A 23,763-nucleotide genomic window follows, 5' to 3' on the forward strand; every position below is an offset into this window, starting at 1 on the left:
CCCACAGGATGCAGACATGGCACATCTCTGGCCGGGTCAGGGCGGCCCTTCCATAGACTATATCTCCGGTCCGCCGGACGACGCGTGGCGCGATACATGGCCGCGCAGTCTGGTCATTCTCGGCTCCACGGGGTCCATTGGCTGCAGTGCCCTCGCTGTTGTTGAAAGCCACCCACAGGCCTTCCGCGTTGAGGGGCTGGCCTGCGCCCGCCAGGTGGAACTGCTGGCAAAACAGGCCAACCGCTGGCGCCCTTCGCACCTCGCAGTGCTTGATGAAGATGCCGCCGCCAGACTCAAGGCCCTGCTGCCTTCCGGCTATTCCCCCCGCATCCTGACCGGGCGTGAAGGCTATGCCGAACTTGCCGCCCTGCCCGAGGCCCGCACGGTGCTGTCGGCACAGGTGGGCGCCGCCGGACTTGCCGGAACCCTGGCCGCCGCCCTGGCGGGCAAGATCATCTGCCTTGCCAACAAGGAATCCCTTGTGCTGGCAGGCGATCTGGTGCGCCGCATCTGCGCCCGCACGGGAGCCGTCGTACTACCTGTGGACTCAGAGCATAACGCCATATTTCAATGCCTCGCAGGGCGCGGGCAGGAAGTGCGCCGCCTCATTCTCACTGCCAGCGGCGGCCCTTTCCGTGGCCGGTCACTCGAAGACCTGCGCCACATCACACCGGCCCAGGCCCTCAAGCATCCCAACTGGAGCATGGGCGCAAAAATAAGCATCGATTCGGCCACCCTCATGAACAAGGGGCTTGAGGTCATTGAGGCATATCACCTCTACGGCGCGGCTCCCGAGCGCATAAAAGTGCTGGTGCACCCCCAGTCCGTCATCCATTCGCTGGTGGAACTGGAGGACGGAACCCAACTGGCACAGCTTGGCACAGCGGACATGCGCCTTGCCATCGCCAACTGCCTGCTGTGGCCGCGCTGTCTGCCTGTGGGCGTGCCGCCCCTTGACCTTACCGCCGCGGCCCTCACCTTTCACGAACCGGACAGCGGCGTTTTTCCCTGTCTTGAACTGGCCCGCCGTTCTCTCGCCTTGCGTGGAGGGCGTTGTGTAGTCATGAATGCGGCCAACGAGGCCGCCGTGGAACTTTTTCTTGAAGGCGGCTGCGCCTTTCTTGACATCCCCCGGCTGATAGAAGCGGCTCTGACGGCGCACAGCGCCACAGAACCCGGCAATCAGTCTTTCTGCGCCCCGCTGCATCAGGATATGCCCCCGGCCCCGGCCGGTATGGCCGCCCTGCAAAGCGAGGCCCATACCCTGGCGGAGCGCATCACGCAGCTTGACAGCCAGAGCCGCGAGCTGGTGCGCAAGCTGGCCCGCGACGGAGAATCCGCATGCTGACGACCATTATAGCAGTCACCCTTGTTCTTGGCGGCCTCATCTTTTTTCACGAGCTGGGGCATTTTGCCGTGGCCCGTGGATTCGGCATGGGTGTTTCCACTTTTTCCCTTGGTTTCGGACCCAAAATTCTCAAACGCAAATGGGGCAAAACAGAGTATGCCCTGTCCCTGATTCCCCTGGGCGGCTACGTGGCCCTGGTGGGCGAACAGGACGACAGCGAACTGCCCGAGGGCTTTACCCGTGAAGAAAGTTTTTCTCTGCGCCCCGCGTGGCAACGCCTGCTGGTGGTGGCTGCCGGCCCTGTAGCCAACATGCTGCTGGCCTGGCTGCTGTGCTGGATACTGGCTTTCGGCTGGGGCACGCCCCAGTTGCTGCCCCAGGTGGGCGGCCTTGTGGAGGACGGCCCCGCCGCCAGAGCCGGCGTTGAGGCCGGCGACACCATCGTGAGCATCAATGGTCAGCCCATTGTGGATTGGGAAGACATGACCCGCGCCATTGCCGCCAGCGACGGGCAGGCCATGCTCGTGAAGCTCAAGCGGCCCCACAGGGCGGAAAGCGTCGCTCCCCAGGCGGATGAAGGCGCCACCGCGCAAGGCAGCCATGCCCAGACAGCGGCCAACGGCGACGCCATCGCGCCCGCAAGCCTGCTGACGGTGGAAATCAGGCCTGAAATGGCCGTGCGCAAAACCATATTCGGTGAGGATGAAAAAGCCTGGCTTGTGGGGATACGCAATACCGGCGCTGTACGCCTTGTGGAGCACGGCTTCTGGGGCGCTGCTGTGGCCGGGGCAAGCCAGACTTCAAACATGCTTGCCCTGACCTGGAAAAGTTTTGTAAAGCTGGTTGAACGGGTGGTTCCCCTTGATCAGGTGGGCGGTCCCATCATGATCATGCAGATGGTGGGCAAACAGGCCCATGAAGGCATGGCCGGGCTGCTGGCCCTGGCCGCGCTTATCAGCATCAACCTCGGGGTACTCAACCTCCTGCCCATTCCCGTGCTTGACGGCGGCCAGATCGTCTTTTGCCTGTGGGAAATGATCTTCCGCCGCCCGGTCAACGCCAGGGTGCAGGACTATGCCATGCGGGCCGGGCTGGCCCTGCTGGTCACACTCATGCTGCTGGCCACCTACAATGACATCTGGCGCATAGTAAAGGGGGCCGGCTGGTTCGGGAGCGGATCATGAGCGCATATTCCACCGGGCTTGAGCTTATTCTCAATGCGGCCGAGGGCGTGTTGCAGATCATTGTCACGGATGACGAAAAACTGCTCTGCGCCCAGGAATGGCGCAGAGCTGACCGCGCCACGGAAATCCTGGCCCCGGCGCTGGAAAACATCTGCACCGCCCTGGGCATAAAACCCGCTGTTTTCAGGCGGCTGGCCTGCGTACGCGGCCCGGGTTCCTTTACGGGCATACGGCTTGTACTGGCTACGGCGGCCGCCCTGCGCAGGGGCGGAAGGGCCGGGCTGGCCGGGCTGGATTATATGCAGGCCCTTGCCACCACGGCCGTACAGCGCCGCCAGCTTCTTTTCGGCGCGCCCGTGTGGGCGATTACCCATGCACGGCGCAGCCTCGTGCATTGCCAGTTTTTTTTGTCCTACGGGCCGATGATTCCCGCGCAGCCGCTGGCTCCGGTAGACCTGTGCACGCCGCACGAAGCCCTTGCCCGCATTCTGGACAGCCGCACAGCCCCCCTGCCCCAGGGGGTTCCCGCAGGCAGCCGCATAGTGTGGGCCTGCGGCAGCGGGCTTGCCCGGAATGCCGCGGTATTCTCCTCGCTGGATCCCCTGCGCCCCTCCCCGGACGGCAGCCAGTACTGCGCCGACACCGAAAACGCGCCGGTCACGGCACTGGATGACCTGGTAAACCCCGACATCCAGTCCCTGTGCCTGCTTGCCCGGCACGGCGACTATGCCAATGCCGACCTGGAACCTTTCTATGTGCGCCCCTGCGATGCGGTTGAAAATCTGCCCCAGCTGGCTCCGCGTCAGGGGCTTACAAGCGAAACCGCCTCCGCTGCCCTGGAACTGCTGCTGCAACGGCCGCCCCGCAGTGACATATAGGACGATTTATCCTTTGAGAATGCATGTTCTCAAAGCTGGCAACATGTACCCTACGGGTTTAGAGTAATTACGGCTTCAAATGATTGCTTAACGGTCGGCAAAGCCGTCCTACAAGCATCTGGCGACAAGAATTTGGAGACAAATCCTTGTCGAGTCTTCTTCCCGCGCGAATGTGCGTTCTCCAGGTGAGTTATACATCCCGCCGGCGCCTAGCCACGCAAGTAAATTATACTTGCACTCCACAGCAGGCGTTCGTTCACGCAGCCGCCAGAGCATCTTTAAAATGAAAATGCTCTGAAGCAGCTACCAGTTTACCGCGCTCTCACACACTTCGTTTGGGCCGCGCCCGCAGGCGGCTCCCCGCACACAGCCAGCTGCGCACCCTTTCACCACGCCGCTGGGCATTTTTCTGCATCCCCAATCCACATGCAGTTGCTACCCATATTCGCAGACAGCAGTGCAGCGCACAGCGCACACACAACGAGATCTGCCTGGAAGCTGCCCGAACAGTAGCGTCGGCCGGGTAGCTTTTTCTGTTGCCGCCCACATTTTCCGGCTGGATTCTTCTTTTCCGCTTGGCGCGCGGAGAGGTATTTTTGCTTCACCCTGCAAACATGCAAAACAATATACTACATTCTATTTACAGTACTCTAGCATTTGTCTAGAAAAAATTTGCTGATAACAACTTGAATTACATATCTTTGTCAGTTTGACACCGAAGTTTTTATTACGGTATATTCCCCTATCAAGAAAAGGCATCCCCCAACGAGACGGACCGGTCAGGAGCGCAAGGCGCTTCCACCGTCATTGGAGAGTCTCCGGGGTCAGGACCACGGGCGTGGTCCGCCCGGCATCCGCCGGACAGCCTCGAACTGTAACCAAGGAATGATCATGAAGTATTCACGCTGGCCTTCCATGCTGGCGGTCGCGGTCGCATGTATGCTATTGGCCGCCCCCATGAAAGCCGACGCGGCTTCTGCAAGCGCTCCTTCCGCTGAACTCTCTTCAAACGCATCCTCATCCGGCGCCTCCAAAGCTGTAAAAAAATCATCCCAAGCGCGCCCCGCCAAGTCTGAAAAGAATAAAAAAGCTGTTAAAACCAGCCAGTCCGGCAAAGCGGCTAAAACTGCCAAAAGCGGCAAGGCAGCAAAGTCTTCTGCCAAAAGCAAAGCCGTATCCGAACAAAGCGTTGACAGCCGCGACATATGGCTCAAACGCGCCCAGCAAAGCGAAGTTTTCACCGGCAAAGCATCCTGGTACGGCCGCGACTTTCACGGCGGCGCCACAGCCAGCGGCCTTAACTACGACATGTACACCTTCACCGCTGCCCACCGTACTCTGCCCATGGGCACTGTCGTGCGTGTGACCGACCAGGAGAACGGCAAGAGCGTCATGGTTTGCGTGACAGACCGCGGCCCCTTTGTGCGCGGCCGCATCATTGACCTTTCTTTTGCCGCTGCCCAGCAGCTTGACCTTGGCACACGTGGCGTGGGCAAGGTGGAGCTTGAGGTGGTCAGCGACGAAAGCGGAACCCCCCTGCAGGCCGATCAGGCCTACTATGTGCGTTACAATGCCGCCATGGGAGACGAACGCATCGGCCCCTTCCGTGCCTTTGCGGATGCCGCCGCCATGCATGAGGCCCTGCGCCAGGCCCATCCCGAAGCAGAAGTTGTACTGGGGCACTCCCGCTAGCAGCCTGTATCTGTAGCGCAGCACACGCAGCACCGATTTTTCGGCAATCTTTTCAGTCGCCCGGCGCGCCGCACCAAAGGCAAGCGCCTGCGGCACAGTTATGTACGGCCTCGCTACGGTCGTAATACTGCGACCACCCGGCCCGCGCAGAGCGGGTTCAGGCTGCAGGCATCACCCCCGGCCCCTGTATGACGCACAGGGCCGGGGGTTTGTTTTATGGACAAGAGAGTCCACAGGAGCACTGTAAAAACAGTTCCTGCCTGCCCACAGCAAAAAGGCCGATCCGGCTCGGGCCGACAGGCATTTTCCACCGCCGGAGCGGGGGCCTTGCCACCCCTGTGCTTATTCTGTATGAGCCTCTTGCACCTCATGTTCAAAGAAGGATGTCATGGGCTTTTTTTACAGCATGCTCTCTTCGGCAGCCTTCGGGCTTATCCCCCTTTTCAGCCTGCCGCTCATGGCCAGAGGACTTTCTCCGGCTACCGTACTTTTTTACCGTTTTTTCATTGCTTCCATTGTACTGGGGATACTGCTCCTCCTACGCGGCGAGCGCCTGCATACCTCGGGCCGCAACCTTGCCAAACTGACGGGCATGAGCCTCATGTACGCCATGGCGGCCCTGCTGTTCATGCAGGCGTTCAAGTACATGCCGAGCGGCGTGGCGGCGACCCTGCATTTTTCTTACCCGGTAATGGTCATGCTCATGATGATTGTCTTCTTTCATGAGCGTTTTTCCGCGGTCACCGCTCTGGCCGTGGTTCTGGCCATCAGTGGCGTATACCTGCTGAGCGGCGGCGCGCAGCCCGGCAGCGTAGCGGACATGAGCATGTTCGGCCTGGCGCTGGCCCTGGCTTCCGCCCTGTGCAATGCCATCTACATCACCAGCCTTTGCGCAGCCCGCATCAGCAATATGACGGGCCTTGTGCTCACTTTTTATGTAATGGCCTTCGGCGCGTTATGCTCGCTGGCAAACTCGCTGGCAACAAACAGCTTCCAGTTGCTGCAAAGCTGGCAGGAACTGGCCCTGGCCGCCCTGCTGGCCATAGTAACAGCGGTGCTTTCCAACTACACCCTCATCCTGGCCGTACAGCGCATCGGCTCTACCCTGGCGGCAGTGATGGGCGTGCTGGAGCCTGTTACCGCAGTGGTCGTGGGCATACTGGTGTTCAACGAGCCGTTCAGCCTGTCGCTGGTTACAGGACTGGCCCTTATTGCGGTTTCGGTGGTTCTGGTCATGCTTGGCGGCCACATACGCCACCTGCTGGAGCGCCGTAAAGCAAGGCGCACGGGTGACAATCCCGGAGCATCCGGCCGCTGACCCGCCGGTGACACCGCCCGCCCTGTCTACCCGCATATGCGGCATCGCCGTCTGCACTGCCTGACAAAATTTCTGTATAAACAAAAACGCCCGGATGCCGATACAGCATCCGGGCGTAAACAATGATAATGATAAGGTACTATAGTATGCCTGTGCGTCAGGCGGTCATGCTGACTTCGGGCAGGACTGGCGGCCCGGGCCGGACTTCAGACGTGCTTCGGACCGATTCCTGCCGGGAGCTGGCCGCTTCCTGCAAAGACAAGGCAGGCTCAGGCCAAACCGGCTGTCTTCAGTTCATGCAGCCAGGGGGCGAATGCTTCTTGCGCCCGGGCCGAATAAAGCGCCTTGCGGTCTTTTTTGCGCGCCCTTTCCCCCAGGTCCGGCATAAGGCCGAAGTGGGCGTTGGAAGGCTGAAACCGTTTGGCCGGGGTTTGCAGATGCCCGAGCAAAGCCCCAAAGGCGCTTTCCGCCGGGGGGCGCTCCAGATCAATTCCACGGGCGCGCGCATCCAGCAGGAGGGCAAGCCACAGGCCGCTGGCGGCGGATTCCACATAGCCTTCCACGCCGGTAATCTGCCCGGCAAGATAAATGCCCGGCCGCGCCTTGAGGGACAGGTCAGCATCCAGCACATGCGGCGCGTTTACATAGGTATTGCGGTGCATGCTGCCGAAGCGGGCAAATTCCGCCTTTTCCAGCCCCGGCACAAGGCGGAAAACACGCGCCTGCTCCCCTTGGGTCAGCTTGGTCTGGCAGCCCACAAGGTTGCAGGTATCGCTGTTGGCGTTTTCAGCCCGTAGTTGCAGAATGGCCCAGGGGCGGCGGCCTGTGCGCGGGTCCACAAAGCCCACAGGCTTGAGCGGACCAAAGGTAAGCGTGCGGTGACCGCGCTCGGCCAGTGTTTCCACCGGCATGCATCCTTCAAAATGTTTTTCCTGCTCAAATTCGTGCGCGGCCACCTTTTGAGCGTCCAGCAGGGCCTGATAGAAAACTTCGTATTCCTCGCGGCTCATGGGACAGTTCAGGTAATCGCCCTCTCCTTCGGCCTCGCCATTTTCCTGCCCATAACGCGAAGCACGAAAAACAATGTCCATATTCAAGGAATGCGTCCAGATGATAGGAGCTATGGCATCGTAAAAATAGCAGTGCTTTTCGCCCAGCGCTCCGGCCAGAGAAGCCGACAGCCCGTCGGACGCCATCGGCCCTGCGGCCACGATGACAGCGCGCCCTTCTCCCTTGAACGGCTCCAGCGCCGCATCGTCCAGCGACTGCACCTGCTGCCGCACAAGACGGATGTTTGCTTCGGCCTCAACACGTTCACTCATGCTGCGGGCAAAAGCCTCTCGGTCTACGGCAAGGGCCTTGCCAGCAGGTACGCGGCAGGCGTCGGCAGCCTCCATAAACTGGCTGCCCAAGGCACGCATTTCAGCCTTGAGCAGCCCCACGCCCGAGGTTGGTTCGTCCGATCGCAGGGAGTTGGAGCATACAAGCTCCGCCAGATGGTCGCTGACGTGGGCTGGTGAGCGGAACAGGGGCTTTTGTTCAAAAAGCTCCACCGTATGTCCGGAGCGGGCCAGGCGCAACGCGCATTCGCAGCCGGCAAGGCCACCACCCACCACGGCTATGGACAATTTTTGCATATATTCTCCTCTGCGGGCAGAGTGTAAGAAAAAAAGGCTTCTGGCAAGTATGAGAGCGATAATCAATAACATGTTATTTTTTATATCGAAGTTGTTATCCTTAAAGATCGCCATGATCGGACTGCTTTTTTGCATGCCCAGGGCGCTCTTCCCTTCGTCATCCAAAATGCGTATTGTTAAAAGGTTATTCTAACACGGGCAAACGCATGGTCAAGTCGTCCAAAACCTTCATAGCTATCGTTGTTCTCGCGATGTTATTCACCGCGCTGCTCATAGTGGTGCGCGAATACACCGTGGAAACAACACGCCATCTGTCACAGGACATCACTACCCGGCTTGCCGAAGTGAGCCTGCGTGTGGCCGACGACTTTGAACACAGCATTGACAACAAACTGACTGAATTGCAAGGCATTACCGGTTTTCTGGCTAAAGAGGACTGCCTGCCCCGCAAAGACTGTGTGCTGCATTATGCCCCGCTGCTGCGTGCCGCCGGCCTGAAAAGGTTTGCCATCATCAGCCCGGACGGCCAGGGCTTTTGCTCCATGACGGGGCTACCCATTGATATTGAACAGAACAGCAAAAAAAGCCTGTTCGAACGTGCCCTGGCCGGAACAGCCAATATTGCCGCCGTGCCTGACGGCAAGGGCAGCAAGCTTGCCGTAGCGCTGCCCATACAGCGAAACAAGGAAATTGTGGCTGTTCTCATCGGCGAACTTGAAGACGAGCCGATGAAAAAAAGCCTGTTTACCAGGGCATTTGGCGATAAAACCTGTAACATGGTTTTCGACGGCAACGGGCGCCTGCTGTTCTCGGCCGCGCCGCCGGGCAGTCTGGACAGGCTGTTTCCGCAAATGGCGGAAAAAGGGCTGCCCACCTCACTGCGTGAACACCTGCTGACCATTTTTTCCGATATCAGGCCCGGGCCGGACTGTCAGCGGAAAACAGACTGCCTGATAAAAGACGACCACCACTCCTACTACGTGACGCACGTGCCGCTACAGCAATATGGCTGGCAGGTGGTTTCGCTGCTGCCGGAAGAAGTGGTGAAGCATCTGGTGGACAGGCAGAACGACATTACCACCACGCTGGCCTGGCGGCTGTCCATCCTGGCCGGGCTGCTGCTGGTTCTCATCATCGGCGTCATGCAAAGCTACCACCGCACCATCCACCGCCAGCAGGAAGACTACCGCTCCATCATTGCAAGCATATCCGGCGGTGTCATCAAATTCGGCGGGCTGCACGGCACATTCCAGTTTATCAGCCCCAATTTTCTCAAGATGCTGGGGTACCGCAAAGACGAGTTCGAGCAACGCTTCGGCAAGGATTTTGCCCTGTCCATTTTTGAGCCTGACCGGGAAAACGCCCTCCGCACCATGCAGCAGCAACTGGAAGCTGGCATTCCCATTGATGTGGAATACCGCACCAGCGCCAAAAACGGCGCTCTTATCTGGCTGTACCACAAGGGGTCTCCGGTGCAGGCCGGACCAGGGCAAACGTATATCCAGAGCATCGTTTTTGACATTACCCAAAATAAAGAGGCCGCACAGGCCAAACGGATTTCCGACGAGCGCTACCAGTTCATTCTGGAGCAGCATGATATTATTATCTTTGAGCAGAATCTTATTACCGGCAACTTCTCCTGTTCTGCAAAATGGATGCAGACCTTCGGTCACGTGTTCAACATTCTTGAGCCGAATCCGGAACAGGGGCGCATTCCCGTGCATGCAGAAGACCACGAACTGCTTGAAGATTTTCAAAAGCGCGTACATCAGGACATGCACGAACATAAAAAACAGGTTGAACTGCGCCTGCGCGATGCCAGCGGCCTGTACCACTGGTACCGCATTGAGGCCTCAAGCCTCATCAGCGCCCAGGGCAAGCCCATATATTTTATCGGCATCATTACCGATATAGACCGGCAAAAAACGCTGGAACTGCGCCTGCGCACCCAGGCCACGCGCGACAGCGCCACAGGCATGTACAACAAACGCGCCACAGAACAGGCCATTTCGCGGTTTCTGAGCCTGCACAACGGCTCCAGTATCGGCATTTACGCCATGTTCATGATAGATTTTGACAACTTCAAGAGCATCAACGACAGGTTTGGCCATACCGTGGGTGACAAGGCCATTTACCAGATGGCCCAGATCATCCGCCGTAACTTCCGCAGCAGTGATATTGTGGGCCGTGTGGGCGGCGATGAATTTCTTGTCTTCTGCACCGAAACCATGCCGCTTTCCAAAATACACGAAAGAGCCGCAACCCTCGTCAGGCAATTGCGGCTTCATTGCGGACAGGGGGAAGACGACCAGCCCCTTACCGCCAGCGTGGGAGTGTCCTGCCACCCCACTGACGGGCATGATTTTTCGGAACTCTACAAACATGCCGACATGGCCACCTATGAGGCCAAAAGACGGGGCCGCAACCAGTGCGTTTTTTATGCGGAACTGACCGCCGGGGAACAAAAAAGCGCTCACGATTCCCTTTTTCCCGAAGAGCAATGATGCCGGGCAAATGCCCATGCTGCAAGGTACCACGCAGGACATCGCACAGAGCATCGCACAATAACGCCATAAAAAAGCCCGCATTATGCGGGCTTTTTTATGGCTTGCGGCCATTTTTCACACATTGACCATTACGAAGATATATTCTCAAAACACTGCGGGCTTGCCGGGCAAAGCCCAGGCACAGATGTTTTCATCCACAAGCCCTGCAGGCAGCGGCGGAAGATGATCGGGCCTCCGAAGGCGGACGTTTCCTCGCGCGCCAGCCAGCACAATGCAAATTGCCCTACAGGCGTTCCACCACCTTATCACCCATGGCAGCGCAGCCCAGCAGTTCTTTACCGGGCTCCATAATGTCGGCAGTGCGAAAACCGTCAGCCAGGGCCTTGCGCACGGCCTTTTCAATATGGTCAGCCTCTTCGGCCATATCAAAGCCCAGCCGCAGCATCATGGCGGCTGAAAGAATGGTCGCCAGGGGATTGGCTATATCATGGCCCGCTATATCCGGAGCCGAGCCGTGTATGGGTTCAAACAGCCCCGGCCCTTCTGCCCCGGTAGAGGCCGAAGGCAGCATGCCCAGAGAACCGGTAATGACCGAAGCCTCGTCCGACAGGATATCGCCAAAAATATTGCCGGTCAGAATCACATCAAACTGCGAGGGATCGCGCACAAGCTGCATGGCGGCATTGTCCACATACATGTGGCTCAGTTCCACATCGGCATATTCCCGGTGCACCTCCATGACAACTTCTTTCCAGAGGCGCGAGCATTCCAGCACGTTGCTCTTCTCCACCGAGCATACCCGGCGTCTGCGCTTGCGGGCCGTTTCAAACGCAATCACGGCGATACGACGGATCTCTTCCTCAGTATACAGCATGGTATTGTAGCCGGTGCGCAGGCCGTCGCGCACTTCAATGCCGCGTGGTTCGCCGAAATACACATCACCGGTCAGTTCGCGCACCACCATAAGGTCAAGCCCCCTGGCCGCAATGTCGGCCCGCAGCAGGCAGGCCCCCGCAAGCTCGGGCAAAAGCATGGCCGGACGCAGATTGGCAAACAGGCCAAGCTCTTTGCGAATGCGCAGCAGCCCTTTTTCGGGCCGCAGATCCTGGCTCATGCCATCCCATTTGGGACCGCCCACCGCGCCGAGATACACGGCATCAGCAGTGCGGCACAGCCGTACTGTGTCCTCAGGTAAGGGATCGCCCGCGGCGTCAATGGCCGCCCCGCCGATAAGGGCCGTCTCAAAAACAAACTGATGGCCGGATTTTTCAGCCGTGGCTTCCAGAACCTTGACGCCCTGGGCTACTATTTCCGGGCCGATACCGTCGCCGGGCAACAGGCAGATAGTCTTTTTCATGAAACATCCTTGCATATTTTGATCATCCCGCCAGGAAGGCGCGTACATGCCGCGATGGCTCCTTCCCCGGTTCAAGCTTTCCAGTCGCCGCGTGGACCTTTCCCTGGGGGCTGCAAGGCTGAGCATGTGCATGCTCAACCTTTTTCAAACCTCATTCCGGCACGCCACCGCACTGAGACGCTGCGCCTTTGTGGCAGACGCCTTTACACGCAGCCGCAGAGCAATGGCAACATGACGCTGCTTCAGCGACAATACACGCAGAAAAATGAAAAGCCTCTATACCTAAGCGAGCCTTTCCTTCACGTAGCCCACCAGCCCTCCCTTTGCCAGAATGGCGGCCATTGACGCAGGCAATGGCGGGCAGGTGATTTCAGCCCCGGTGGTCAGGTTGCGGATTGCTCCTGTGGAGGCGTCAATTTCCAGTGCATCTCCATCACTGATCTTGTCCACCTCATCGCCCACTTCCATAAGCAGCAGCCCCATATTGAAGGCGTTGCGGTAAAAAATGCGCGCAAAACTGTGGCCGATAACCACGGGCATGCCCGCCCCCAGAATGGCGATGGGGGCATGCTCGCGCGATGAGCCGCAACCGAAATTGCGCCCGGCCACCATAATGTCGCCGGGGGCCACGCGGCTTGCCCAGCCTGGCTCAAGACCGGACATGCAGTTTTCGCCGAGCTTCTGTGCATCGGTGGTTACAAGAAAGCGCGCGGGAATGATGGCGTCCGTGTCAATATGTTCGCCCACCTTGTGGGCCTTGCCCTTGTAATTCATGATTATGGTCCTTATTGCCTGCCCGGCATGGATTGTGCAGATTTCCTTGCATCTTCCGGCCAGTGACGCCCTGCTGTTCACCCCCGTTCGGGACGCTGCCCGACAGCGGACTGAACGGCCGCAGCACACTGTTTTTATAACTGGTCCGGCCCGGCCACATACCCCGTTACAGCCGAGGCAGCCGCCACCAGCGGGCTTGCCAGGTAAACCTCGGAACTCAGGCTGCCCATACGCCCCCTGAAATTGCGGTTGGTGGTAGCCACAGCGCGCTCGCCATCGCCCAGAATGCCCATATGCCCGCCCAGACAGGGTCCGCAGGTGCTGGGTCCCACAATGCACCCCGCCTCCATAAATACCTCGATAAGTCCTTCGCGGAGGCATTGCTTCCACACTGTGGGCGTGGAGGGCAACACGATACAGCGTACGCCTTTATCCACCTTGCGGCCGCGCAGCACCTCGGCGGCATCGCGCATGTCGCTGATACGGCCATTGGTACAGGAGCCGATAACAACCTGCTGTATGGCGGTATCGCGTACTTCGGAAACAGGCTTCACATTGGACGGCAGATGCGGGCAGGCCACCACCGGCTCCTTGCCCGTCACATTCATGTCCACCACGCGCTCATATACCGCACCGGAATCGGCGGCCATGTTTTCCAGCACGCCGGGGCGCTTGTGCTCGGCGCAATAGGTGCGGGTCTTGGCATCCACGGCAAAAAGCCCGGCCTTGCCCCCGGCCTCGATAGCCATGTTGGCCATGCTCAGGCGGCCCTCAACGGAAAGAGCGTCCACCACGGAGCCACCGAACTCCAGAGCCTTGTACAGGGCGCCGTCCACACCGATCGCGCCGATAAGCATGAGCATCAGATCCTTGCCCCGCAGCCACCGGGGCATGTCGCCGCTGATATTGACGCGGATGGTGGACGGCACCTTAAGCCAGGTTTCGCCCAGGGCCATGCCCGCCGCGATGTCTGTGGACCCCATGCCGGTGGCAAAAGCGCCGATGCCGCCATAGGTGCAGGTGTGGCTGTCAGCGCCGATAACAAGATCACCGGGCCCCACCAGCCCCTGTTCCGGCAGCAGGGTATGTTCCACACCACAGTCACCGCCTTCATAGTAATGCACAATGTCCTGCTCTTCGGCAAAACGGCGGCTGATGAGCACCTGATTGGCCGAATCAATATCTTTTTGCGGGGTAAAGTGGTCCATCACCAGGGCAATCTTTGTGCGGTCAAAAACCTTTTTCGCGCCCATGCCGTAAAAAGACTTGATAGCCAGCGGCCCGGTAATATCATTGGCAAGCACCATGGATACACGGCACTGGACGATCTGGCCGTCCTGTTCTACCGCATCGTCCGTATGGGCTTGCAATATTTTTTGCGCAAGCGTCTGAGCCATGATCTGTTCTCCTTTGAAGCTTGAACCGCCCCTTGAAAAATGCCCGGCGGGATTCGCTGTTGCATGAATCCCCTGCCGCGGACATACCACTCAAAAAGGGGAGCTGCCGTAACCCGGCATTGCGGCCTGCGCCGCGAGGTTCCGTTTATACCGGCATGCCGCCGGTCGTCCGTTCAGGAAAAAAACGCCTCTCAGTCGTGCTGGCAATGCAGGCGCGGCCCCTCTTCTTCTTTCTTTGCAAGGTGGTTCAGGGCATTGACATAGGCACGGGCGCTGGCCACGAAAATATCGGGATGCGTTCCACGCCCCACCGCGCTGTATTCTCCATCGCGCAGACGTACGGTCACTTCGCCCAGGGCGTCGGTTCCTCCCGTAATGGCATTGATGGCATACTGTTCAAGCTCCGCCTCACGGCCCACCATGTCGGCAATGACATTGAAAAGCGCATCCACCGGGCCAACACCAAATCCCGCACCGCTGCTTTCCTTGCCGTCCACGTCCATAATCACGGCGGCAGTAGGCGGCACGCCGCCGGTATCCGAGCTTTGCACACTCACATGGCGCAAACGGAAGCGGTCGGGTGCGCGGTATATCTCTTCCTGCACAAGCGCCATAAGGTCGTCGTCATGCAGATTTTTCTTGCGGTCGGCCAACTGCTTTACAGCTTCAAAAATCAGGTTGAGCTGGTCGTCATCAAGCTTGTAGCCCATAGCTTCAAACTTGTTACGCACAGCATTGCGGCCCGAATGCTTGCCGATGACAAGGTTGCTCTCAGTGCGGCCCACTGACTGTGGCGTCATTATCTCGTAGGTTTCACGGTTTTTGAGCATGCCGTCCTGATGGATTCCGGACTCATGCGCAAAGGCGTTGGCCCCCACAATGGCCTTGTTGTTGGGTATGGGCTGGCCGATGGTCATGGAAAGCAGCCGGCACGAAGGGTAAAGCTGCTCGGTGACAATATTGTGCTCCAGACCAAAATAATCCTGGCGCACCCGCAGGTTCATGACAACTTCTTCCAGTGAGGCATTGCCCGCGCGCTCGCCGATGCCGTTGAGCGTCACCTCGGCCTGGCGCACCCCTACCCTGAAGGCCGCCAACGTGTTTGCCACGGCAAGCCCCAGGTCGTTATGACAGTGCACACTGAAAACTGCCTTGTCACTGTTGGGCGTATTGCTGATGACATGCTCTATGCGGGCCGCATACTCGGCGGGCTGGGCGTAGCCCACGGTGTCCGGCAGGTTGACGGTGGTAGCCCCGGCCTTGATGACGGCCTCAACCACGTGGCAGAGAAATTCCGGTTCGGAACGGGAAAAATCCTCGCAGGAAAATTCCACGTTATCCGTATACATGGCGCAACGCTTCACCCCCTCTACGGCCATTCTGAGCACGTCATCGGGATCTTTGCGCAACTTGTGGCGCATGTGCAGCGGCGAAGTGGAAAGAAAGATATGAATGCGGGGATTGCGCGCGTTTTTGATGGCTTCCCAGCAGCGGTCAATGTCGCCCGCAACGCAGCGGGCGAGGCCCGCTACCTGTATGTCTCCGGCCTGTGCGGCAATACGCTGCACAGACTCGAAATCACCGGGGCTGGAGGCAGGAAAACCGGCCTCCATAATATCCACGCCGAGCACTTCAAGCTGATGGGCAAGGCGCAGTTTTTCCTGTAAATTCATGGTGGCGCCGGGCGATTGCTCGCCATCGCGCAAGGTGGTGTCGAAAAAATACACACGATTATTCATGAGAAACTCCTCTGGGTATGACAAGTAATATCTCTTGCATAACGGCCACCGACAGGGCGGCTGGTCCAGGGAGGGAGGCATTCCGCCCATAGGGGCGGCGAGCCGTTACGCAACCTTAATCGCTCTGGGGCGATAGGGCGCGTAGTAGCTGACGGTCGCGGCGGGGAAGGATAACGAAGGTGTAGACAAGGCCACCGGCAATGTACACGGCGCAGAGCATGAAGCCCATGACGCGCGGAAACGATATCACAGTGGCAAGAACGAGCAGAAAGGCAAGCATGGTGCGGACGGGGTGCGCGCGCAAGAAGTCGTATTCCTTAAAAGAAAAATAACGCACCCGGCTCACCATCAGTGTACCCACGCCCAGGGCCAGCAAAAGGGCCACATACGGCGTAACAGGCTGCAACACTTCGGGAAAAAGAGCGGCAAAAAACACAAATGTCACGATGGTGCAGCCGCCGGCGGGAATGGGCAGGCCAATAAAAAAACGCTTGCCCGCAGCAGCGGTGCTGACGTTGAAACGCGCAAGGCGCAAGGCCCCGCATGCGGCATAAATAAAGGCAGCGGCAATGCCCACGCGGTTAAAACTCTGCAACTGCCATTGCCAGAGCAGCATGGCGGGGGCAAGGCCAAAGGCCACAAGGTCGGAAAGCGAATCGTACTGTACGCCGAACTCGCTGGCCGTATTGGTCAGGCGGGCCACCTTGCCGTCAAGCCCGTCCATAACGGCGGAAAGCAGAATGGCCATGCAGGCAGCTTCAAAGCGCCCTTGCCCGGCCCAGACCATAGACAAAAAGCCAAGAAACATGCTCAACGTCGTGATCATGTTCGGCAGGAGGTAAACTCCCTTGCGCGGCTTTTTGACTTCTGTGGTCATACTTCACCAAGTTATGGCCCGGGGGCCGTTAAGCGCCGAAAAAGGCTAGCTTTGCCTTGCACGGGCAACAACACATTGCCCGGCAAAAACCTGCTGCCCCAACTGCGCAGCCGCAACATATCCTTCAGGCAGGTAAAGGTCAACACGTGACCCAAAACGTATCATGCCGTACCTCTGCCCGCGTTCAAGGGCATCGCCCACGTCCGTGCGGCAGACAATACGCCGGGCCACAAGCCCTGCAATCTGCACCATGCTCCACAGCTTGCCGTCAGCATCGCGCAGGCTGTAAGCGCAGCGTTCGTTGTCGGTGGCGGCCTTGTCAAAGGCGGCATTGACAAAGGCACCGGGGAAATAGCGGATGTCCTCCACCGTTCCGGCGACGGGCGAACGGTTCACATGCACGCTGAACACGTTCATGAAAATGCTGATGCACAGGCGTTTTTCGCCGCTGAAAGGATCAGCTTTTTCTTCAATGCGGATGATTTTTCCATCGGCAGGGCTGATGGCCAGCCCTTCACCCCGAGGGGTAACGCGTTCGGGATCGCGGAAAAAATGCATGCTGAACCAGCACAGGACCAGAAAAACAAGAGCCAGGGGCCACCAGCCAAGGGCGGCAAAAACAAGGGCCGAAAACCCGGTAAGGCCGATGCAGGGCCATCCTTCGGGGGTAATTCCGCAATGGGCGGGACGCATGGCATCTCCTGTACGTAATGCGCGGCCGGGCCGCGCTGTTGCGCAATCAATGCAATACCATAGACTGATGTGGACCGCATGGCAAGCGGAAGTAAAAAAGCAGGCACTGGGCGGACCGCCTTACCCGCAGCATGCCTGGAGCAGATTCACGTTGCAATGCCTTACATGTTAAAAAAAATTGTCATTCTGATGAAATACAATTTTCGGCAGGATCCACGCCGTATTACGGCACGTTGCACTCTCGTGCAGCGTTAGCGCATGCAAGCCTTTTCAAAGGTAAAATGCGCCAATATCCTGCATTCGGCCCCAAAAAAACGGTTTCGACACAGGGCGGCACGGCCGATGACCGGCACGGCCGCGGGCCGCCCCATCACCATTGCCGCAAAATATGACCGCGCTGCGCCCCTTGCCGTATGCCGCCGCCGGGACTATACTATAATGCATGAGCAGCATGTTCACCCGCCGCCTTCCGGCCCGAGCCGTCATATGCAGTCTTGCCCTGGCATGCCTGCTGGCCGGGTGCGGCCCCAAAGACATAGGCGCGGGAACTTCCGGCGACGCCCCCGCAACCGCGCAAGGCGTAACCCCTGAAGATCAGCTGCGTTATCCCATCATGGGGTCCAGCCGGACACAGCAACTGCTCTACATCCAGAACAGGCCCGACGTCATGGCCAACACGCAGCAATGGCGGTTGCAGCAATTCAACCGTGCGCATGGCCTTGACCGCGACCAGAACCCGGAACACCCGGAATACAGGGCCGTTCCCAAACAACGCAGCCCTTTCAAGCAATAGCCTATGGATCCCATTACCCATGCCGCCAGCGGCGCTGTGGCCATGCTGGCCATGCCGCGCCGCCCCGCCACCCGGTGGGCCGTACCGCTGGCCGCCCTTGCGGCAGCCTCGCCTGACATAGATGTGATCTTTTGCCACACCCCCCTGCAATTCCTGCTGCTACACCGGGGCATCACGCATTCACTGGCGGCGGCCCCGCTGATGGGCCTGCTGCTGGCCTTGCTGTCGCGGCCCCTGTGGCGGGCGCACACGCCGGAGCACTGGAACTTTGCCAAAGTCTGGCTATTCATGGTCTGCATGGTACTGCTGCATATCTGGCTGGATGTCATCACCACCTACGGAACCATGATATATCTGCCATTCTCGCATGAAAGGGTACGCCTTAATGCGGTCTTTATCATAGACCTGCTGCTGACCCTGCCCCTGCTCTGGGCCGTCTTGCGGTGGCGCGGGCGGCGTGGCCTTATGAGGCTGGCCCTGGCCTGGGTTATTGTTTACCCGGCCCTGTGCATCGGGCTCAACGCATGGCACACGACACAGGCCGAACAGCGGCTGATCGCGGAAGGCCGCGCAGCAAGCCGGATTGTAGTGCTGCCCGACGGCTTCGCCCCCCTGTTCTGGCGCACCATTTATGAAGAGGACGGCCCCCAGGGCCGCATTGTCTACAGCCAGGGGCTTGATGCCCTGGGCCGCCCTCACGACGCGCCGGTTCCCCACAAGGCCGCGCCGCCGGAGCTTGTGGCTGTACTGGCCCGCCAGTCCGTGGCGGCGGATGCCTTTTTCGACTTTACCCTGCTGCCCGTCATGCGTCCGCTGCCTGCCGATGACATGCCGCCCGGCGCTCCCGGCACTCGGGCCGCTGGCAGCGCAGTCCCTGAAACTTCAGGGCGTACCACATACATGCTTTTTCATGACCTGCGCTTCGGCAGCAGCCTGAAGCTGGTGCGCGCCGCCATGGCCAGTCGCCCCAATGCGGATATTCCCTTCCGGTACATGGCGGAACTGGAAATGCCCGCTGCAAAAAAAGACGGTACGCCGGAGGCGGAAGTACCGCCTGAAGTGCATCTTCTGCTTGAGCGTCTGCGCTTTTCCGACAGCGGCAAGGATTCACACTGGCAGCCCCCCCAGCCGCCCGCTTCACCCGGGATTCTAGACTGGCTGGCCGGGCTGCGCTGAGGCTACCCCGCCGGGCGGCCACAATCGCCCATACACGTTACAACAATGCCGACGAGGTGTTTATGAACAGCAGTTTTTCGCATCTGGATGGGCAGGGCAATGTGACCATGGTGGACGTTGGAGGCAAGCAGGCCACAGAGCGCGTGGCCATTGCCGAAGCGGTGGTGGAACTGCGCCCCGCAACCCTCGAGCTTCTGCTCAAGGTGGCCCTGCCCAAGGGCGACGTACTCACCTGCGCCAAAATCGGCGGCATCATGGCTGCCAAGCGCGTTGGCGAGATTATTCCCCTGTGCCATCCGCTGAGCCTCACCTATGCCGACATCCGCTTTGAAGTAAGCGAAACGCCGCCGCGCATCCGCATTGAGGCCGAAACCCGCACCGTGGGCAATACCGGCGTGGAGATGGAAGCCATCGTGGCCGCGCAAACCGCTGCAGCCGTTATTTACGACATGTGCAAGGCCGTGCAGCGCGATATCATCATCAGCCGGGTGCGCCTGCTGCACAAGCGCGGCGGCAAAAGCGGCGAATTCAACGCGCCTGATATGGAAGAATGATGCTGCCTTACATTGATCCCGTTGCTTTCAGCATTGGCAACCTGCAGTTGCGCTGGTATGGACTCATGTATCTGGCGGGCTTTGGCCTGGGCTGGTGGCTGGGCCGCTGGCGCGCTTCACGGCCCGGCTCAGACTGGCGGGCCACCGATGTGGACGACCTGCTGACCTGCGTCATGATCGGCATTATTCTGGGCGGACGCCTGGGCTATGTGCTGTTTTATGATCTGCCCGTCTACATCTCTGACCCCATGGAAATCCTGCGCATCTGGAACGGCGGCATGTCCTTTCACGGAGGCCTGCTTGGCGTACTTGGTGCTTTCTGGTACTTTGCCAGAACACGGCACCGCTCCTTTCTGGATATTTCGGACTTTGTGGCCCCGCTGGTTCCCCAGGGTCTCTTTTTCGGGCGCCTGGGCAACTATATCAACGGCGAATTGTGGGGCAAGGTGACGGCTGGCCCCTGGGGCGTGGTCTTTCCCGGCGCCGGTTCCCTGCCGCGCCACCCCAGTCAGCTCTATGAGGCGCTGCTGGAGGGACTGGTTCTTTTTGCCCTGGTGTGGATATATTCGCTGAAACCGCGCAAGCGGGGAGCTGTTTCGGGCCTGTTCGCCCTTGGCTATGGCCTGTTCCGCTTTATCGTCGAGTTTGTGCGCGTACCCGATGCCCAGCTTGGCTACCTTGCGTTCGGCTGGCTGACCATGGGGCAGGTGCTTTGCCTTCCGCTCATGGCTGTCGGCCTGTGGCTGCTCTGCCGTCAGGCTCCGGTCATGCAACAGGGCATGCATGTGGTCCTAGACCGGCCCGGGACAAAAAAGCCGGACGGCCGCAACAATAAAAAACGCAAGCCGAAAAAGTAGCCTTGCTCCGGATTGAAGCACATCCGGCACACGAGGCGCCGGGCGCAGAGCGTTTTTCCGCTTGCTGCTGCGGGCAACGTCATCTTGTCGGCTTGAAACAGGCATTGCAGACACACGCCACGCCCGGCAGCCTATAACATATTTTGCGCACAAACCCTGCTGTAGCGCCACCGCACGGCCCGCACACAGCAACGCCGGACAGCTCACGACACACAGAAGGCGGCCCTGCTTCTGCAGGCTGCCGCCTGACCGTGCCTGTGTCAAACAGCCGCGCAGTTGACACCAGCCCACTTTTTTGTGAAGCTGTCTGCCGTTTATCCTAATCATTTTTTACGGAGATCACATGGCTAAAGAAGGTTCCATTGAAGTTGACGGCGTAGTGCAGGAAGCCCTGCCCAACGCCATGTTCCGCGTGGAGCTGGAAAACGGTCACGAAGTGCTGGCCCATATTTCCGGCAAAATGCGCAAATTCTATATCCGCATCCTGCCCGGCGACCGCGTCAAGGTAGAGCTTTCTCCCTACGACCTTACCCGCGGGCGCATCACCTACCGCATGAAGTAGCAGCGGGCGCGGCGGCTTTTCTATAGCCACTGCTGTGGCCGAACCGCCCCTGGCCGCGCCCCCTCTTCTCTTTTCGCAGCCATGCTGCGTCTTCATTTCCGTTACGAAAGCCCCATCCAGGCAAGTGCGCCTACGCACAGCAAGGCCCACAAACCGGCTACCACGTCGTCAATCATGACGCCGTAACCATCCGGTAGCCACTTTTCCGAAGCCTTGACCGGCCAGGGCTTGGCGATGTCAAAAATCCTAAAAGCCACAAAAGCCGCCAGCACCATAAAAAAACTCGGATCAGGAAAAGGCAGCAGCACCAGCCACACCCCCACCAGTTCGTCAATGACGACCTCACCGGGATCTTTGCGGCCCAACAGCTTTTCCGCGCGCGTGGCAGCCATGGCCCCAAGAAAAAAGAGCGCCAGCAGCAACCCCGCCCGCAGCCAGATATTCAGGGGCAAAAAAATGTAGGGGGCCAGCAAACAGGCCATGGCCGTTCCCCAGGTTCCGGGAGCCTTGGGGTCCAGCCCGGCCACACCGAGACGGCAAAAGTACAGAACCAACTGGTCTTTCAGGCGCATTATTGCTCCGGACAGATTTGAGCGCCGCACAGTGCGGCAAAAAAACGTCAGCAGGCAGACAGGGACCAGGTTCAGCGCGCAACCGAAATGCGGATACCGTCCTCCTGCCTGGCAAAAAACTCTCGCGCATGCAGTCTAGCCATTTTATGTATCCAGGGCCAGAATGAAAACACGCATGGCCGGATACAAAACGAGCGCGACGCATACTTTTCCGCCCCGATATTCATGCTCGACCTGCGCATTATTGCCTAAAAAACAGCTTTCCCGTATAGGCATGGCATGGACAAAAACCGCAGCGAACTTTTTGGGCGCTTCAGCTATGATGACAGCCTGACCTATGAGGATCTGCTGGCTGTGGAAGAAAACCTTACCGCTGACCTCACGGCCCTGCTGCTGCGGGCAGACGCCGCGCACCTGGACTTTACCCCACTGGGCGACGCGCTCATGTTCCAGTGCGCCTTTGAAGCACACAAGCTCTACGTTTACCGAAAAATTGCCTTGGAAACGGCCGCATTGTTGCCTTCGGGCGTGCGGGGGCAGATGTTGTGTCTGGACAAGGACTTCAATTCCCTGCATATATACTGGCTGCGCGCAGGGCAATGGCAGGAAGAGGAACGCACTGTTCCCCTTGAGCCGCCGCCGGGCCTCAGGGTCTGGCACACTGGCGAGGGCACGCCTGCAGCGAGAGATCAAGGGGCGGAATAAATTTGCACCTGCCACTCGCCCATGAGGAAAAGGCCGACACTGCGCGGCCTTCGGTTACGTGCATGCCCGGATGGTGGAATCGGTAGACACAAGGGACTTAAAATCCCTGGCCGTTAAGGTGTGCGGGTTCAAGTCCCGCTCCGGGTACCAAGCAAAAACAGGGCCTTATGGGTAAAACCATAAGGCCCTTTCAAGCTGTTCTTGTGTACCACTGCATGTCAATCACGGTTTTAATGTTAAGCGATACATAGAGTTACCGAGAAGGTGATCCGGGATATTCCAAAATATATAGGGATATAGCGGGATAAGGGGACTAGGCCGAAACAATAAGCAGGCGCGAAAGTTGACACTGATTCGCGCGCACGTTGGCACATACAAAAGCGGGGTAACAACCCAGCTTTTGTGTCATTTTCAGCACATCACTTCCGGCTTGGGATACGGCTCGATGGGCAATCTCAGGCGACGTTGCCAGTTCGTCTTGAGAAACCGCACATACCGGAACTGCCGGAGTTTATGCACTGTAGTGCGATGGAAATTATCGCGCAGATACTCCTCTCGCTGACCGCTTTTAAGGTGCGCTGCCAGAACATCTTATGGTATGTCTGCCCGTCCAGATCGTAAAACGCTGCGGTGTGGCTACCCGATCCCTGCTGTAGCAGTAAACCGTGACATCTACCACACCGGGGAACAGACCGCGCCAGCGGCGACAATCTGCCACTGTGCCGCCGGCGGGTGGGTTGCGCATGTAGTCAAGCAGGGTTGTCAGCATGCTGGCGTTGCTCTCGGCATTGGTGCCACCCTAAGGTCAAGAAAGCCCTTGTACGCCGCTGGCCGCTGACAGCCAGTGACCTCCTTCCGACAACATCCGGCAGCGCACTGGTCTGTACAGCTTCGCATGGCGGGCGCCGTTACGGACACGCCACGCCGTGGGGTTGCGGCGGCTGTGGCCTGGCACAGGCCGTCTGCATCTTTGGCCTGTGTGTAGACAAGGGTATACGCCAAGGGCGTCATGATAGTTCACGGATTCGGAAACATGGCCTCTGACGGACGACTCATACCCAGCAGGGCTGGCAGCCCATGTATTATTCCTGAGCAACATGTGTTTGACAGCTTCACCGCAAAAAACAGGCAGACGCATGAAAA

Annotated in this window: 22 protein-coding genes and 1 tRNA gene; 13 read left to right on the forward strand and 10 right to left on the reverse strand. The window is 58.9% G+C overall.

The genetic code is table 11. The features are described from left to right. Positions 1-16: 16 nt before the first annotated feature. Genes dxr through tsaB form a run of 3 tightly spaced genes read left to right on the forward strand, consistent with a single transcriptional unit; the run spans position 17 to position 3,410 of the window. Entirely contained in the window at positions 17-1,348 is a 1,332-nt protein-coding gene (gene dxr, locus ACZ495_RS09000; protein ID WP_012624154.1) for a 1-deoxy-D-xylulose-5-phosphate reductoisomerase, read from the forward strand. Continuing rightward, a complete protein-coding gene (locus tag ACZ495_RS09005) occupies positions 1,342-2,532 on the forward strand; it encodes a M50 family metallopeptidase (protein WP_012624153.1) in 1,191 nt (396 codons plus the stop codon). The genes dxr and ACZ495_RS09005 overlap by 7 nt, the downstream gene beginning before the upstream one ends. Continuing rightward, entirely contained in the window at positions 2,529-3,410 is an 882-nt protein-coding gene (tsaB, locus tag ACZ495_RS09010; RefSeq protein ID WP_464262105.1) for a tRNA (adenosine(37)-N6)-threonylcarbamoyltransferase complex dimerization subunit type 1 TsaB, read from the forward strand. The genes ACZ495_RS09005 and tsaB overlap by 4 nt, the downstream gene beginning before the upstream one ends. A gap of 824 nt (positions 3,411-4,234) precedes the next feature. On the opposite strand, the gene ACZ495_RS09015 is transcribed toward tsaB, so the two are convergent. Then, positions 4,235-4,651, reverse strand: a complete 417-nt coding sequence (locus tag ACZ495_RS09015) for a hypothetical protein (protein WP_394027834.1) — start codon at positions 4,649-4,651, stop codon at positions 4,235-4,237. Here ACZ495_RS09015 and ACZ495_RS09020 point away from each other — a divergent pair. After that, a complete protein-coding gene (locus tag ACZ495_RS09020; RefSeq protein WP_394027789.1) occupies positions 4,614-5,102 on the forward strand; it encodes a septal ring lytic transglycosylase RlpA family protein in 489 nt (162 codons plus the stop codon). The two genes, ACZ495_RS09015 and ACZ495_RS09020, sit on opposite strands and share 38 nt — an antisense overlap. Positions 5,103-5,490: 388 nt before the next feature. Beyond that, positions 5,491-6,420 carry a DMT family transporter gene (locus ACZ495_RS09025; RefSeq protein ID WP_394026327.1) on the forward strand — a complete coding sequence of 310 codons (930 nt, stop codon included), beginning with the start codon at positions 5,491-5,493 and terminating at the stop codon, positions 6,418-6,420. A gap of 269 nt (positions 6,421-6,689) precedes the next feature. On the opposite strand, the gene trmFO is transcribed toward ACZ495_RS09025, so the two are convergent. Continuing rightward, positions 6,690-8,057 (reverse strand): methylenetetrahydrofolate--tRNA-(uracil(54)-C(5))-methyltransferase (FADH(2)-oxidizing) TrmFO, encoded by a 1,368-nt coding sequence (gene trmFO, locus ACZ495_RS09030; protein ID WP_012624149.1) that lies wholly within the window; start codon positions 8,055-8,057, stop codon positions 6,690-6,692. A gap of 206 nt (positions 8,058-8,263) precedes the next feature. On the opposite strand from trmFO, the gene ACZ495_RS09035 reads away from it, so the two are divergent. Then, positions 8,264-10,561, forward strand: a complete 2,298-nt coding sequence (locus ACZ495_RS09035; protein ID WP_072312291.1) for a sensor domain-containing diguanylate cyclase — start codon at positions 8,264-8,266, stop codon at positions 10,559-10,561. Positions 10,562-10,847: 286 nt separating this feature from the next. Here ACZ495_RS09035 and leuB read toward each other — a convergent pair whose 3' ends face one another. From leuB to ACZ495_RS09065, 6 genes are all read right to left on the reverse strand, one after another. After that, complete coding sequence (leuB, locus tag ACZ495_RS09040) at positions 10,848-11,921, reverse strand: 3-isopropylmalate dehydrogenase (RefSeq protein ID WP_296983865.1); 1,074 nt, start codon at positions 11,919-11,921, stop codon at positions 10,848-10,850. 282 nt (positions 11,922-12,203) lie between these two features. Further along, a complete protein-coding gene (locus ACZ495_RS09045) occupies positions 12,204-12,695 on the reverse strand; it encodes a 3-isopropylmalate dehydratase small subunit (RefSeq protein ID WP_296983863.1) in 492 nt (163 codons plus the stop codon). Between the two features lie 134 nt (positions 12,696-12,829). After that, positions 12,830-14,092, reverse strand: a complete 1,263-nt coding sequence (locus tag ACZ495_RS09050) for a 3-isopropylmalate dehydratase large subunit (RefSeq protein ID WP_012624144.1) — start codon at positions 14,090-14,092, stop codon at positions 12,830-12,832. Positions 14,093-14,283: 191 nt separating this feature from the next. Next, positions 14,284-15,831, reverse strand: a complete 1,548-nt coding sequence (locus ACZ495_RS09055) for a 2-isopropylmalate synthase (RefSeq protein WP_464262106.1) — start codon at positions 15,829-15,831, stop codon at positions 14,284-14,286. 115 nt (positions 15,832-15,946) lie between these two features. Next, a complete protein-coding gene (gene pssA, locus ACZ495_RS09060) occupies positions 15,947-16,708 on the reverse strand; it encodes a CDP-diacylglycerol--serine O-phosphatidyltransferase (protein WP_012624142.1) in 762 nt (253 codons plus the stop codon). 45 nt (positions 16,709-16,753) lie between these two features. Next, on the reverse strand, positions 16,754-17,401 hold the full coding sequence (locus ACZ495_RS09065; protein ID WP_012624141.1) for a phosphatidylserine decarboxylase family protein: 648 nt from the start codon (positions 17,399-17,401) through the stop codon (positions 16,754-16,756). Between the two features lie 442 nt (positions 17,402-17,843). Here ACZ495_RS09065 and ACZ495_RS09070 point away from each other — a divergent pair, with 442 nt between their 5' ends. The 5 genes from ACZ495_RS09070 to infA all read left to right on the forward strand — a co-directional run bounded on the left by ACZ495_RS09070 (position 17,844) and on the right by infA (position 21,343). Further along, positions 17,844-18,194, forward strand: coding sequence for a chemotaxis protein (locus ACZ495_RS09070; RefSeq protein ID WP_232088748.1), 351 nt, complete (start codon positions 17,844-17,846; stop codon positions 18,192-18,194). Between the two features lie 3 nt (positions 18,195-18,197). Then, complete coding sequence (locus ACZ495_RS09075) at positions 18,198-19,370, forward strand: metal-dependent hydrolase (protein WP_464262107.1); 1,173 nt, start codon at positions 18,198-18,200, stop codon at positions 19,368-19,370. A 62-nt stretch (positions 19,371-19,432) separates the two neighbouring features. Continuing rightward, the gene (gene moaC, locus ACZ495_RS09080; RefSeq protein WP_394026338.1) at positions 19,433-19,924 is read left to right on the forward strand and encodes a cyclic pyranopterin monophosphate synthase MoaC; all 492 of its coding nucleotides are present in this window, start codon (positions 19,433-19,435) and stop codon (positions 19,922-19,924) included. Continuing rightward, the gene (gene lgt, locus ACZ495_RS09085) at positions 19,921-20,781 is read left to right on the forward strand and encodes a prolipoprotein diacylglyceryl transferase (RefSeq protein ID WP_081428271.1); all 861 of its coding nucleotides are present in this window, start codon (positions 19,921-19,923) and stop codon (positions 20,779-20,781) included. Before moaC ends, lgt begins: the two co-directional genes overlap by 4 nt. 343 nt (positions 20,782-21,124) lie before the next feature. Beyond that, on the forward strand, positions 21,125-21,343 hold the full coding sequence (infA, locus tag ACZ495_RS09090; protein WP_006008898.1) for a translation initiation factor IF-1: 219 nt from the start codon (positions 21,125-21,127) through the stop codon (positions 21,341-21,343). Between the two features lie 101 nt (positions 21,344-21,444). Here the strand turns inward: infA and ACZ495_RS09095 are convergent, their stop codons facing one another. Beyond that, on the reverse strand, positions 21,445-21,915 hold the full coding sequence (locus tag ACZ495_RS09095; protein ID WP_012624136.1) for a phosphatidylglycerophosphatase A family protein: 471 nt from the start codon (positions 21,913-21,915) through the stop codon (positions 21,445-21,447). Between the two features lie 279 nt (positions 21,916-22,194). Here ACZ495_RS09095 and ACZ495_RS09100 point away from each other — a divergent pair, with 279 nt between their 5' ends. Then, positions 22,195-22,620 (forward strand): hypothetical protein, encoded by a 426-nt coding sequence (locus ACZ495_RS09100; RefSeq protein WP_012624135.1) that lies wholly within the window; start codon positions 22,195-22,197, stop codon positions 22,618-22,620. A gap of 64 nt (positions 22,621-22,684) precedes the next feature. Next, a tRNA-Leu gene (locus ACZ495_RS09105) sits at positions 22,685-22,770 on the forward strand. A gap of 261 nt (positions 22,771-23,031) precedes the next feature. Here the strand turns inward: ACZ495_RS09105 and ACZ495_RS09110 are convergent. After that, complete coding sequence (locus ACZ495_RS09110) at positions 23,032-23,205, reverse strand: Mom family adenine methylcarbamoylation protein (RefSeq protein ID WP_464262898.1); 174 nt, start codon at positions 23,203-23,205, stop codon at positions 23,032-23,034. Positions 23,206-23,763 lie beyond the last annotated feature (558 nt).

The organism is Desulfovibrio sp. GTC20076 (assembly GCF_055385905.1).